2 protein-coding genes are annotated in these 13,863 nt (G+C 66.3%); both read left to right on the top strand.

The window, feature by feature from the left end; translation table 11 throughout:
- Positions 1-44 precede the first annotated feature (44 nt).
- Positions 45-1,748, top strand: a complete 1,704-nt coding sequence (locus ACIA5H_RS18980) for a hypothetical protein (RefSeq protein WP_397076930.1) — start codon at positions 45-47, stop codon at positions 1,746-1,748.
- On the top strand, positions 1,748-13,855 hold the full coding sequence (locus tag ACIA5H_RS18975) for a LuxR C-terminal-related transcriptional regulator (RefSeq protein WP_397076929.1): 12,108 nt from the start codon (positions 1,748-1,750) through the stop codon (positions 13,853-13,855). Before ACIA5H_RS18980 ends, ACIA5H_RS18975 begins: the two co-directional genes overlap by 1 nt.
- Positions 13,856-13,863: the final 8 nt, after the last annotated feature.

Here is a 13,863-nt window from a genome sequence, read left to right as displayed (position 1 = left end):
TTCTCTCTCGGTGTCGTAGACACAGGTGAAGGGTTTGCCGGGACATGGGTCGATCGTTGCGGGTGGACACGGACCTGCTGCGAGCCATCAACCCGGAACTCGCCGCCATCGCCGACGCGGCACAGGAAGAACTCACACGTCTGAAGGAGAGGCTCGCCGCCGAGGGTAGATGCTGGGGCGACGACGAGCCGGGCCGGATCTTCGGCGACAGCTACGAACCCGCGGCCGACAAGGGGATCACCGGCTTCGAGAACCTGGTCCACAATCTGCACGGGATGAGCACCAGCGTCGCCGACGCCGGCGACGTCCTGCAAGACCAAGACCAGAACATCGGTTCCCAGCTCCGGAAGCAGAACCCATTCGACTCCGATCCGGTCAGCAGCGCTCCGTACGACAAATGGCAGAATCCGGCGCCGTATCGGCCGGTCTCCACGCCGAATGCCGCCGAGCCGAATTCCACAGGCGACACCACTGCGCCCACTTCGGCGAACGACCCCACCGCTCAGGCATACGATCCCACCGCCTCGGCGAATGACCCGACTGCCGCGCAGGGAACCGGCCAACCCGGATATCAACCGACCGTCCCCGGCTCCACGAACCCCGGCGACTACGGCACGACCGGCAGCCCCGACTCGTCCGGCCAGGAACCGTACCCCAACTCCGCCTCGACGCCATGGGTCCAGGACCGCGCGACGCCGACCGCGCGAGGCGCCACGCCGACCGCGCGAACCCCGACGTCGCCCGCCCCCGCGACACCTTCCGCCGCCGACGCGGCCCCTGCCGGGGCGACACCCAAATCCGGCGGATCCGAACCGGCCGTCCAGCGGCCACCGGAAAACCGATGGACGAGACCACCGGCCGATTCGCCTTGGATGCGAAACTCACCCGGTACGCCGTGGTCGCGTGGTCCCGGTTCGTCACCGGGCCAGGTCTTTCCACCGCGCCGCAAGGGTCCCCGGCCCGGCGGAGTCGAGCCGGGGAAACCTGGCAAGGAAGCGAAACCGCGCAAGCCGAAGCAGGAAGCGAAGGAAGCGAAGCGATCGCGCGTACGGACCGATCCCGGTGCGGTGGCCGCCGTGCAGGCGCTCGCCGCCCGCCATGGCCTCCGGATCAAGGGGTTCGACACCTCCGGTGTGTCGAGACGTACGGTCGATGAGATCGCGGCGGCCGTCGACGGCATCCTCGGCAAATATCCCTTCATCGAGCCGGCCGGAATCGAGATCACCGACCTCACCGACGGCGCGGTGTCGCATGTGGTGCTGGACCGCGGGGCAGACGAAGGTAAGGATCCCGCCACCGGCGGATGGATCCTGCTCGACCGGGTCACGGCGGCGAATCCGGCGCTGCTCGCCGAAAAAGTCGAGACCGCGATCCGCTTCGGCGAGCGGGTGGCGGGATCCGAGGAGCGGCCGATGTATTCGACCATCGTGCGCGACCTCGGCCGGATCCTCGAAGCGGGGGCCGGTCCCCATGTCCGGCAGTCGGCGCATCGATCGTTGCTCATGGAGTACCAACGCATCAGCGGGCCGTGGGATCGCGGGGACACCTTGGCCTCGATCGTCTGCGGTTACCGGGAGTGGCGCGCCCAACTGACCCGCGCTTGCTTCTCCGGTGCTCGCTTGGATCCCCGAGTGGCGGTGGTGGAAGCCTTCACCGAAGTCGAGCTGCGCGGCGACGGCGCCTGCGGACCCGCGAAAGTGTTGCACCGGCTGGTCGTCGAGCACGCCCGCGGACAGTCGAGAGCCTGATGGTGCAGATCCCGGACTATTTCCCCGACTGGCTGACCGCCATCGTGCTGGGGCACTTTCCGGAGGGTGACCCGGAGGCGATGCGGCGTGACGCCGACGCGTGGTCGGACGCCGCGAACGCGCTCGTCCCGGTGCTGCATCGGGTTCAGGCGGCAGCGGAGCGGTTGGAGAAGGCGGTCGAGGGCGAGACCGGTACGGCGATGCAGCAGCAGTACCGGAAGATCATCGACCAGATCCGGGCCCAGATCGAGTTCAACAACGCCACCGCCCGGCAGTTGTACGACAACGCGACGGCCATCGAGTACCAGCAGTACGTCATCATCGGCATCGCGGGTGCGCTGCTCGCCCAAGTGATCATCGATATGGCGATGCCGCCGCCCGGCAGCATCGTGAAGGCGATCTCCGACCGCGCCGAGGCAAAGGTGGGGATGGAACTCGCCCAACGCGACCTGGTGCTGACCATGCTGGGCAGGGCCGCGCGGTTCGTCGCGGAGCATCCACGACTGATGCTGGCCACCAAGGGTGTGTTCCTCGGGACCGCGGTCGGCGGCGGAGTTCCCTATGTCGCGCAACGTGTACAGATCGCGCAGGGCCACCGGGAGACGGTGGATTGGCAGAAAGTCCGGATCGGAGCGGCGGCGGGCGCCGTTGGTGGTCTGGTCGGCGTCGAGGTCGGCCGTCGCTTCGCACCCATGGCGATCAAAGCAGGCGGGCGTGTGCTCGGCACCGTGGCGGCGGGCGGCGTGGGCGGTATGGCCGGTGGTCTGGCGGGTGGTCTGACCGCATGGGGGTTGACGGGCGGCGAACTGCGCGGCAGAGACCTGGCCACCATGGTGTGGACCGGGTTCGGCTCGGGACTCGTCGGTTCGGTCGGTGCATCGGTGCGAGCCGCGCGGGCCGGGGCGTATACAGGTCCGCCCGAACAGGTGGCGTCCGGGGACTCGGGCCGTCCTCCTGACGCCGCACCGGCAGCCAGGATCTCCGCGCCCGGGGATGGTCAGCCGCCCCAGACGCATACAGCGACTCCAGAACACGTCTCCACGACCAGCGAGGTGGACGCGCCGCGGCGTCCCAACTCCGAGACAGGCGATGGTTCCGTCCGCCGACCACCCGAGCTGACCCCCGAGATGATGGCAGAGGGTGAGCAGATCTTCCGCGACCTGTTCGACAACGCGGAGGGAGCGGATCGCGACGCCCTCGTAAGTTTCATGCGAGGCGACGGTCCCGGGCAACTGCCGGACGGCAGCGGCGGAACCACATGGAGTGCGCCGGACCACCCGTCCGGTGGACCGTCGCACCCCTGGTCACCGTCATCTTCCGGACGCGGCGGCGCATGGCCCGCCTGGGGCGACACCGGCGTCGCGCGCAGCTCGGTCGCCGTGGCCGCACCTTCCGAAGGCGGTCCGGCCGCACCCATTACGGCCCGTCAACATCAGATCAGCGATCCTCAGGTGCGTCCGGAGCAGCGGGGCATCGATGTAGGGACCGGCACCCGAGCGGGCACCCCCGCATTCGGCACCGAAGTCCTCGTCGACGGCACCAGTCCGTACATGATCGAGCACGGACGGGCCGGAGACATGCGCTTGCTCGCGCCGGAGGGGACGGCCGGAAACGCGTCCCCGGAGACCACGGGACCCCGACCGGCCGGTGAAACACTGGACGAGGGAACGACCACCCAAGAGGGACAACCACTTCACAAAGTCGATTTCGACGCGGAGTTCGCCAAGCTGGAAGCGGAACTGGCGCAGAACTCCCCGTCAGCGAGTGCGGATACCACCGCGCCATCGGTGGAGATGCCGATTCCAGCGGCGGACGTCACACCGTCGCCCGCGGCTCACACCGGAACGGACGACGCCGTCGCGGGGCACGCGCAGTCGGTTCCGGACGCCCTACCCGCGGTGTCCGCCGGGTCCGATACGCACAATCCCGCCGCCCAGACCAGTACTCAGAGCCCGAAGGCCGACCCCGCGCCGCCGCATGCCTCCGCCATGCCGGAAGCCCGAAATCCCGTCGCCCAGGCGAGCGCGTCGAAATCGGCACCGCCTTCCGCAGCCGCCACACCGCCCGCAGCCGCCGCACAGGCGACGACGAGCGGCACCGCACACACCAGCGTGCCGAAACCACCGCCGGGGCCCACGCCGCCCGACGGCGCGCACGGCTCGGACAGCACCGCCCCGTACACGGGATTCGCGTCGACCGATCCCGACACAACGACACCACCACTTGCGCCCACTGCCGCAACCAGCCAGCCCGGCGATGACGACGAACCCGAAGCCGCCCCAGAGGAGTTCCCCACCCCACCGGGAACCGTCGTCGACGACCCCCGCGAGCACAACATCCAGAAAGACCCCCGAGAGTACAGCGTTCAACAAGACCCCCGGGAGCACAGCGTTCAGAAGATGCCCGCCGGGGATTACGTAACCATCCCCGGCGTCTCCTACCCGCTGGACAACGAACCACCCGCCGACGCGATACCGGTCATCCCGCGCACGCCCTCTCTGACTCCCCTGCCCAACGATTCCGTCGGCTTGGGCCGCCTCTTCCAAATCCCCGACGACCCCGAGAACCCCCCTGGCCCCACATCGCCGCGCGCCCCGGACATCACCAACCCCCTGTCGGATCGCCATTTCGCCGCACCGGAAACCGGTCTGGACGCCGGCCTGGGGAAAACGCCCGACTCACTCGCGATGCCGTCCCGCTACGCGACCGAACCAAACCCCGAAACCCCGGGCACTCCGCAGAAACCTGTCGCCCCACAACTGAACCCGCACTCCCTCGAATACAGCGAGGACCCCAGCCGCCTTCCCACCATAGGCGGAGTGCCCCACCTTCTACCTGCCCCGCAACCGGAAAAGAGGGAAGGAAAGCGCCTGGTCACCCGTATGGGTGGCGTGCCAGGCGGCAAATCTGAACGACCCAAGAAACAACCACCGCCCTCACCCCCACCGCCGTTGGAAGACGCGAAGAAGACGCCTGCCATGGTGCCGACGCCGGACGTACGGTCTGATGCGAAGAATCCCGGCAATGGTGCCGGTCACCCGCGCGACACGAACCAGCCGGGGCAGAACACGAACCAGAAAAAAGCCAGCCCTCCTCGCGACTTCACTCGCGTACGGGATGGAATCACCGCCGCCTACCGGCAAATCGAGGGTACTGGGGAGCTGCACCCGGTGAGCCAGGCGCTGGGGCGGATGCATCCACGAGATCTGGCCATACTCAGCCAGTTGAGTCCGCTGGTACGCAGACGTGTCATCGACGTCGTATCCGCCGTCGAGAAGGGCCAAGAGCTCTCACCCCTGCAGAGCGACGCGATCAAAGCATTCGTCCGTTTGCTGCCCATGGAGCCACTCGACAGCACCGGCACGCTGACCGACCTAGAGTTCACCGAACTTCGGCTGGTCGCGGAGGATAAATCCCTCCGGGAAATCGGCGTTCTGATCGGATTGAAGGAAACCACCGTCCGGGCCCACCTCGTCCGCATCGAACACAAACTGGGAGCGGAGGACCGGGTAACGGCGGTGGTGCTGGCGATCCGCAAGGGCATTTTGCGGCAGACGCTCGACGAGCGCGCGGATCGAACTCGCTCCCCCTTGCCTGTGCTGACCCAGCGCGAGACCGAGGTCCTCGCCCTCGTCGCGGAGGGCGCATCGAGCCCCGAGATAGCCACGCAACTCGACATTTCGGTGGCCGCAGTGGATTCGCTCGTGGAGCGGGCCGGTGAGAAGCTCGGCTCCTCCACCCGAGCGGGAACGGTTGCGGTGGCCGTAAGCACCGGCGTCCTTCCTCGCACCGCACCGGGAGGCGATTCGGGCCAGAGTCTTCCTGGGCTCACCCAACGCGAGATCGAGGTGGTCACCCTCATCGCGAAAGGCAAGACCAGCGCTGAGATAGCCGACGACCTCGGACTGACCTCGCAGACTGTGGAGTCCTATGCGTCGAGGATCAACCGAAAACTAGGAGCAAACACCCGAGCCGGCTCGGTGGCGATCGTCATCCGCACCGGCGTCATCCCCCCGATCGAAGCGACTGCGTCAGGTGGCACCGCCCGGCCCGAGCTGACGCCTCGGGAACGAGAAGTGCTCGAGCTGGTAGCGAAAGGCGAGAACGACACCGAGATAGCCGCTGCGCTGGGTCTGACCCGGCAGAGCGCGAAAACTTACGTCTTCAACATCAACCAGAAGTTCGGTACCCATCACCGCGCGGGGATGGCGGCTTTCGCGCTACGCACAGGCAACCTTCCACTGACGGATACCGCGCCAGTCGTCCCCGCCGAGAAAACGGCGGGTGGCGGTTCCCATGGCGGACGACGTCCGACCCGACCGCATGGTGCAGTCGACAGCTATTACGACGCCGATCCGGCGGCCGCACTCGGACTATCGCCCAGAGGCTATCCGGGCGCCGCATCGTACGTCCCCCGCGACGTGCCGCGCTGGGCGATGGGATTCAACCGCAACCCCGACACCGGGGCGGAGTGGGGCGACGCATCGGAGAGCTCAGGGCATCCCGAACCCGTCGAGGAAGTACCCGGCCAGCCGGCAGAAAGTTCCAAGATCGGGTCATCTGCGATCCGGGACAGCGATGCATCAGCGCTTCCCCGTTCGGTGATCGTCGGTTTGGCGGCGCGGTTGTACGAGGCTCACGGCAACGGCACCACATCCACCGCCGATTCGCCGTCCTTCTATGCCCTGCCGAGCGAGGCTCAGGCGGGCTACGTCCACGATGCCGAGGTCGCGCTCACCGTGGTGTTCGGCGCGCTGCGCTCAGGCGCCGACATTCGCGACGACGACTTTCTCGAACGCGCGAGCAGCAAGATGCACGACGACTGGCTTCGGCGCAATTGGCACGAAGCCACGCCACAACAGCGACTACCGTACGACGACCCCGGGTTCCCCGCGGAACAGCGAGAACCTCATCGCGACGTCGTGCGCGTGGCGCGCGAGTTCGTACTCTCGGAACGGGCGCGCGCGGACTCCACCGACGGCTCCGAAATCGATCCGTACGAGCTCTGCACCACCGGCCCGGAAATCGCCGCGGTGTTGCGACGCAGACAGCACGTCGACGTGGTCGGATTCGGCCTGCCGGACGTTCCGATCGAGCTACTTCGGGAGTTCGCACGCACGATCGATGAACTGCTGACGAAATATCCGCACGTGCAATTGCAGCAGGTCGGCATCGGGCCCACTTCCTCCAGAGATCGCTTGTTCGCGATGAGCGACAACGTCGTCGGAAGCGACACGATATACCCGCATACGCGGTCGCTCATGTTGAGCGAGGCGCTACTCACCTATCCTGAGATGCTCTATCCGGCGTGGACCTCGATGATCAACGCTGGAAAGGCCGTCGGGGCACCCGATCAGCCGGTGCGTGGATTGCTGCTCAGAGAATTCGCCTATGCGCTGAACGTGACGGGCGGTCTAGCCGCGCAACGCCAGGCACCATCGGTGCTCGCGAAGCATTACGGGTCCACGGTCGAGCAGATGGTCGCATGGCGCGACCAGCAATTCCGGGCCTATGGCCAGGATCAAGAAGGGCAATTCGACTCGGCGAAGTCGATCAGCGGCGCGTTCGCAGCCACTGCGTACAACCGTTCCACCGCCGAGGTCACGGAGCAGATGCTGCACGATCTGTTGATACGCACCGCCGAGAAGAGCGCCGAAGAGCACCGCAAACGGCACAATCTCGCGATGGAGTACCACCCGGTATCTCCGGCGGAGCAACAAGCCAAGCTGGACGGCATCGCCGCGACGCAAGCCGAACACGGTATCCGGCTCGTCGGGTTCGACAACCCAGGCCTGAGCCTGGATACCATGCTTCAGATCGTCGCGGCCGCGCTCCATATGAACGCCAAGTTCCGGGTGCTCGACGTGTCGCAGATCGAAATGGCGCCCTTGGACGTGGACACCCTCGCCCAAGAGTCCGCCGACGGAGGCGTCGTCTTCAACGAGGTTTGGGCCACCGCCCCGGCCGCGGCGTACGCCGATGCGGTGCGGCAAGTGGCCAGCGGACGAATGCGCGGCCACCCGCATCGCTGGTTCTACAGCATCGGTATCCACGAGATGACGCATCTGCTTCGACGGCTACTACCGGGTTCGGGGTCGGACGCCTATTCCGCGGTGAGCGCGCACTACGCGGACATCTACGGCTTGACGAACTTCGACGAGCTGATCCGAGTACTGCGAGCTCTGCTCAGCTCTTACAGCTTCACCGGAGACAACACGCTGGCTCCGGAGGAAGCGGAGGCGGAAGCGGTCGTCGCCGTTGAGGACCCAGGTCCGCCTCCGACCGAGCCCGAGCGCGTGATGCACCAAAATCTCGTCGCCCTGTCCGAAGCGGAGTTTCAGCGTCGAGAAGCGCTGCGCCAGGGTGACGAAACAGCGCGGCCGCCGACCATCGGCGGCCCCGGCACACAGCCCACGGCCACACCGGTCCGGCACGATCCGGTCCGTCCGGAGGACGCACTCGACGTCCACCGCCCGAACCGAACCGGTGGGCAGCGGACCGATCCCGGCATGATGAACGCCTTCGGTGACAAGGTGGGCCCGGAGGCGTGGGCCTTCAAGAAGCCAGGGCAAGGTGGCGCACCGAACCGAGCACCGGACAAGGAGGGGATTCGAGAGAACGAATCGGAGACGACGTCGAGCGACCATGGCCAGGAAGCGCCCGCCAGGCCAGCGCTGGTACGCGCGGCTCGAAATGGCGACGGTGTGGCGTTCGACCGGCTGCGCGCGGATTTGGCGGATCCGATCGTCCGGTGGATGTCGACCAAGACGGACGGTGACCGAGCGGCGGCAGAAAGATTGACCGACGAGGTCTTCGCCCGTGCCGCCACCGGAATCGGACAGTTGCGTGAAGGACAGGACATCGAGCAGTGGCTCGGTGTCATCGCTCGCAATATCCTCGTCGAGCACCGAAGATACGAGCGACTACGGGACGGGATATGGGCCTCCTACGCGGGCCCTCGAAACGCCGAATCGGGCCCGCGGGGCGGCCTCCTCGCAGAAGCCGATCGCGCGACGGTATTACGTGCAGTGCACCGATTGCCGTCGGATCATCGTAAGGTCCTCGTCTGGCGGTTCGAGCAGGACAAGACGGCGACGCAGATCGCCGCATCGATGCCGTCCTCTTGGGGATCGCGCACGGTTCGGAGCGTAGAGCGCAGGGCCGCGCAGCGCGTGGTCGAGGTGGTCGCCGCCGAACTCGGTGTGGTCGTGGGCGGACGGAGTGCCGAGCGCCAGCAGCAATGGCGGACGGTCCAGGAGGCGAATCCTGGCGAACTCGAGCGGCATATCCACATGCTTCCCGAGCGACAGCGCGAGATCGCGGGCCTCCTGCTGCGGACGGCGTCACATCGAAAGGCGGCGAAGGCGCTCGGCATTTCACCCAGACAACTCAGGGACACCTTGTACCAACAAATCGTCCCCGCCTTGGCAACATTACTGACGGGTGGGGTGCTGCTCACCGACCATGAGGCGGTGATGCTCACCCGAGCAGCGCAGCGGCACGATCCAGCCGTATTGGCACCATACGTGTCGGGACTCGACCCAATTCACAGGGAAACCTTCGAGCAGTTCTTCATGCGGCGACGGACCGTCAACGAGATGGCCGCAACGCGAGGCATCAAGCCGAAGACGATCTACATGCGGGTGTACCGGGTGGCGCAGTTCATGGCGCAGAAGGTTCCCGGTGAGCTGCGCGAAAGTTATGTGAGTCGAGGACTGCTCCAAGCGGCCACGGCGCGCGACGTCGCTCGCGAGGCAGGGGTCAGTCAGAGTACTGCCGAGAAGGTGCTGCGAGGCGCAGGGATTTTCGCGCCGGAAACCAGACGTCGCGTGCTCGAAGCCGCGGACCGGCAGGGGGTCACTTTCGCGCAGCGCGAGGGAGTTGCGCCGCCGCTGCGCGTTGTCGGGCCGGCGGACCAGTACCGGTATCTGGGTGGCGATTCCGGGTACCGAATGACTCGATACGAGGCCCACGTGCTGTTCGAATCGGCAGTGCGCAGTGGAAATCCAACGGTCGGCGATTTCGTCGTGCGCATCCCGGATGCGACCGCAGCCGATGGCAGACCGTTCCTTCCGGAGCATCGGCTGTGGCAGATGATGCCGCCGCACGTTCAGCGGTTCCGCAAGGTTCTGCATCTGCTGACGGACGTCCGCCTACCGGATGGCCGGGTTCTGGATTCGTCGACGCCGGTGTTCGTCGAGCAGCGACCGCCTGGCGCGGTTCCGTCCGATTTCCAGTTCGATCGGCTGCGGGCCATGGTGCTGCGGAGTGTGGAAGGGCTGCGGCGGGCGCTGGGCGAGGTACCGGTGGAACCGCTGCGACAGTGGCTTCCCGAATTTCCGGAGGATCGAGACACCGAAGGATTCCTACGGTTTCTCGCCGCTGAATGGACGGACCAGTTCGCACTGAATCGGCAAGCAGGTTGGGCCGAGATGTTCACCGATCTCGAGATTCCTGGCCGAGACCCATTCGCCGCGGTACTCGAGACCGCGATCTTCATGATTCCGGCACGGTTCGAGGTGCTCCACGGGCGTCTCGGCAGAGAGAACATTTGGATCGACCGAGGCCGAATAACCGGGATAACGGGCTGGGCGGGAGCCTTGATCGGAGATCCGGCGTTCGATTGGGCGGGGCTGAATCACCGAGGGACTGGTGATTATGTGCCATCGCGCCTCAGACCACCGAATACGACCATTTATGAGAGCTTGCTGGATGTCCGTCATGTCATCCACGGCGCGATGGAACTTGCCGCACAGCGCGAACCGGACCCCAATAGAATCGCGGAATACGCGGCGAGTTATACCGTAGCTCGCCGACTTTGGGGGCTACCGACCCGAAACACGGGGCTGCTGCGGGACATCTTCGAGGCTCAATGCCGCAGGCTTGCGGCCCAGGATGCCGCACCGACGGAATCTCGCTCAGGTCGGCCCGAGAACTCGAAGATTGTACGCCGACAGACCCCGTGGAGCGGCGATGCGCCTTCGCCCCAGCCGGGTAGTTCGCCGCGTGTCCAGTACAAGCCCAGCAGGCCGACACCCTGGCACCGATCTACGTCGCCTACGCGGACGCCCGCGACGCAGAACGCGCCGATCGACGGAACTGCATCACCGGCCGACCACACCGCTTCGACCGATGATTCCGCCCCACAACCGCAACAGCGGGTCGAGGGCGGACCGTCTACCGGACGACGGACCGGGGCGTCCGATGACGCGGACCGGAGACGCAAACCCGCCACTGCCCGGCCCAAAGGTCTGATCGGTGGCGTCCCCGACCTGATGAACCCCTTCGACGACCGCGGCGCACCCTGGGATCGCGGCGGCCCGGTGCCAAGACACAAACGAATGGCGCGGCTCGCGGAACCCCACGCTGATGGCGGTGGGTGGCCCCGGGGCGGCGGGCAATCCGACCCGGCGAAGGAGGCTACCGGTGCCGTTCTGGGCGACGCCCTTACCGGCGAAGGACAACCGTCCGGAACCGCCCCGCAACTCAGCCCGGGCAAGGCCGCCGCGGATGGCGGAGACGAGCGCGACACACGGGCTGAATGGCTCACCGAGCAACTGAAGAAGGCTGCGGGCCAAGCCCGCGAGCGAGCGTGGAATACGTTGCAGGAGAGGACCAACGGTTTGCCGTTCGGTCCCGAAGACGTGCTTTCCGGGTCGTATCGGCGCTATCTCGATGACCCGGTCAAGTGGCGAGAGTTCGAGGCGTCGACATCCGGGTCGACTGCCACGGATCGTATGTCGCTGATCGCGACCCTGGAACAGGCGGCGGCCAAGCATCACGCAGCGGGTTTGCCGATAAACGTCGGTACCGGCCCTCTCGTCATGCGCGAGATGCCGATCCTCGCCCGGCCCGAAGATTTCACTCCGGCGGAGGCGGGAGCGATCGTCGCGGACGTCATAGAAACACAGTTGCTCGGTAGGCAAGCGATCTGGGCCAGCGGAAAGCTCCCCATAGAGTTCCATGGATTCGATCGCTGGGCACTCACGGCCACACCCGATTCCAGGCCGCCGGGACTCACCGTGAACACCACGATGAACTGCATCAAATTGGCGCTGTACGGTGGCGTCCTCGGCCACGTTCTCGACCGCGACTATCTCCGGTCGTACATCCGATTCGAGTGGTGGAACGGCAGGGTCGTCCCGGAGCCAGGCGGCACGCAGATGCTGTGGCAGGACGGTTCGGAGATCACCCCGGACGAGAGTAGCCAGCACGGTAACTTGTCGTTGCTGTTCTTGGCCCCGCACGGTTTGCGTGAGTATCACGCCGACGGTTCGAACATCTCGCTGCCGCAGCGTGGTGATCTGGTGTTTTTCAACGGGCTGGGCCATGTGGCCGTGGCAACCGGGCAACTGGGCGTCGACGGATCGCCCGAGTTGTTCACGTTCTGGCCATACCACTCCTGGCCGATGCTGGAAACCGTCCGAGTGTCAACCGTCGACGCCGAGATCGCCCAGCTGACCGACAATCCGACCGCGCCGAACGATGACGCGGTCCACGTCGAGTTCGGACCCGGGCCGTGGGGGCGCGGAGGCCAGCGCTATGAAGCCGAACTCCAAGATTGGCTGCGTCGCCACGCGCCCGACACCGCGATCCGGTCCGAAGACCGCTCCATGTCCATGCGATCGCATGACTCCACAGACCAGCCACCGGCCGGACCGGCGCCGTCGGCGCAGACGCCCGGAGGTGACAGCTCCGCCGGACCTGCCCGCAACCCGGTCGCCGACCGAGCGCCGGCGAAGCAACTGCCACCGGGAGGGATACCGGAGAACCGCGCAGCATTCGGACTCGATGCGCTCGGCCCTGGAGCATGGGAAAACCAGCTGGATGTGGTGCCACAGCCACCCGAGCAACCATTCGGCCCCATCCATGTGAAAGGCCCGAACCCGGAGGGATGGGGAATCGGAGGCCGACCTGACCGGCAAGCCGAACCACAGGCCGGAAATTCGGCCGACGCAAACCCTTCAGTCGACCGAACCGGGCCGGACGCACCGAACGAGATCGACCCCGCGACAACGACACGATCCCCGAGCACCCCAGCACCGCGCGGCATTTACAACCCAAGCGATGCCGAAGCAACCATGGCGGCCCGGCACTTGATCACCGATGTCGACTTCCCCGAGAAGGGCTACACCAGCTCGGTGGTCCGCAAGATGCTTTCGAGCGACGGGAAGATCAACATCTACAAGCCCGAAGCGGGGGCGGACAAGGAGGCCGAGAGCGCCAACCCCGAACTGGACACGTACACCGCCAACGAGGTTGCAGCCTACCGTTTCAGCGAAATTGTCGGCTTCGGCCGAATCCCTGCGACCGCGCGCACCGAGGGAGTCAGCGGCCCGAAAGATCGCTCAGGGCCGGGAATGATCCAGCAGTTCATCGATTCCACACCAGGCGAGGCAATCGACAAGTATTCGGTCGTCCAGCAGCAGCAAGCGGCTGTCATCGATGCCACCATCGGCATGATGGACCGCCGGGGCAACTGGCGCACCGTCAAGCGCGGCGACCACCGCGACCTGGTCCTCATCGACCACGCTTGGTCGTTTCCCGCTTCCACCGATCCATTCGATATCGAGATCGATTCCCCCTTCGTCGCCGCCCACAAGGGCGAGCAACACCCACTCGAACCAGAGGTTCTCGAGGCCATGCGAAATGTGGACACAAACCACCTGCGTGCAGCGTTCGAAGACGCCGGTATGCACCCCAGTAGCGCCGACGGCGCCGTGGCCAGGTTCGTCAGGATTCGAGATCTGGGCTACATTCCCGACGACATCAAGACCGCCACCGACGGCAACCCGGTCGAATCCCCGGTGCCGATCGAGGCAGCGTGGCCGCAGCGGCGGCGCGGCGAGTCTCACGAACAGTTCACCGGACGTATCGATCGTGCGCTCGAGGCCGAACAGGCGGCCCAGGACGAAGCGCGCGAACAGCCTGAACCACCCCGGGATGTGCGCGGTTACTCACTCGGCCTCCCGTGGCGCAAGCCACGGCAGCCGAAGCGTCCCGGCCGGAACCGGGGGCCGGGTACCTGGTTCGCCATCGATCCGGACCTGCCCCCGGACGCGGATGCGCATGCCACCGGCCCACAGAAGCCACCCGCCGCACACTAACCCAAGAC

It is taken from the genome of Nocardia sp. NPDC051900 (genome assembly GCF_044452545.1).
Lineage (GTDB): Bacteria > Actinomycetota > Actinomycetes > Mycobacteriales > Mycobacteriaceae > Nocardia > Nocardia sichangensis.
Note: the sequence above shows the minus strand (reverse complement) of the source record. Positions and strands in the feature narration are given on the sequence as shown.

Excerpts from the sequence above, each read along its gene's own strand:
- ACIA5H_RS18980 (WP_397076930.1), top strand. The coding sequence starts at position 45 with ATGGGTCGATCGTTGCGGGTGGACACGGACCTGCTGCGAGCCATCAAC.
- ACIA5H_RS18975 (WP_397076929.1), top strand. The coding sequence starts at position 1,748 with ATGGTGCAGATCCCGGACTATTTCCCCGACTGGCTGACCGCCATCGTG.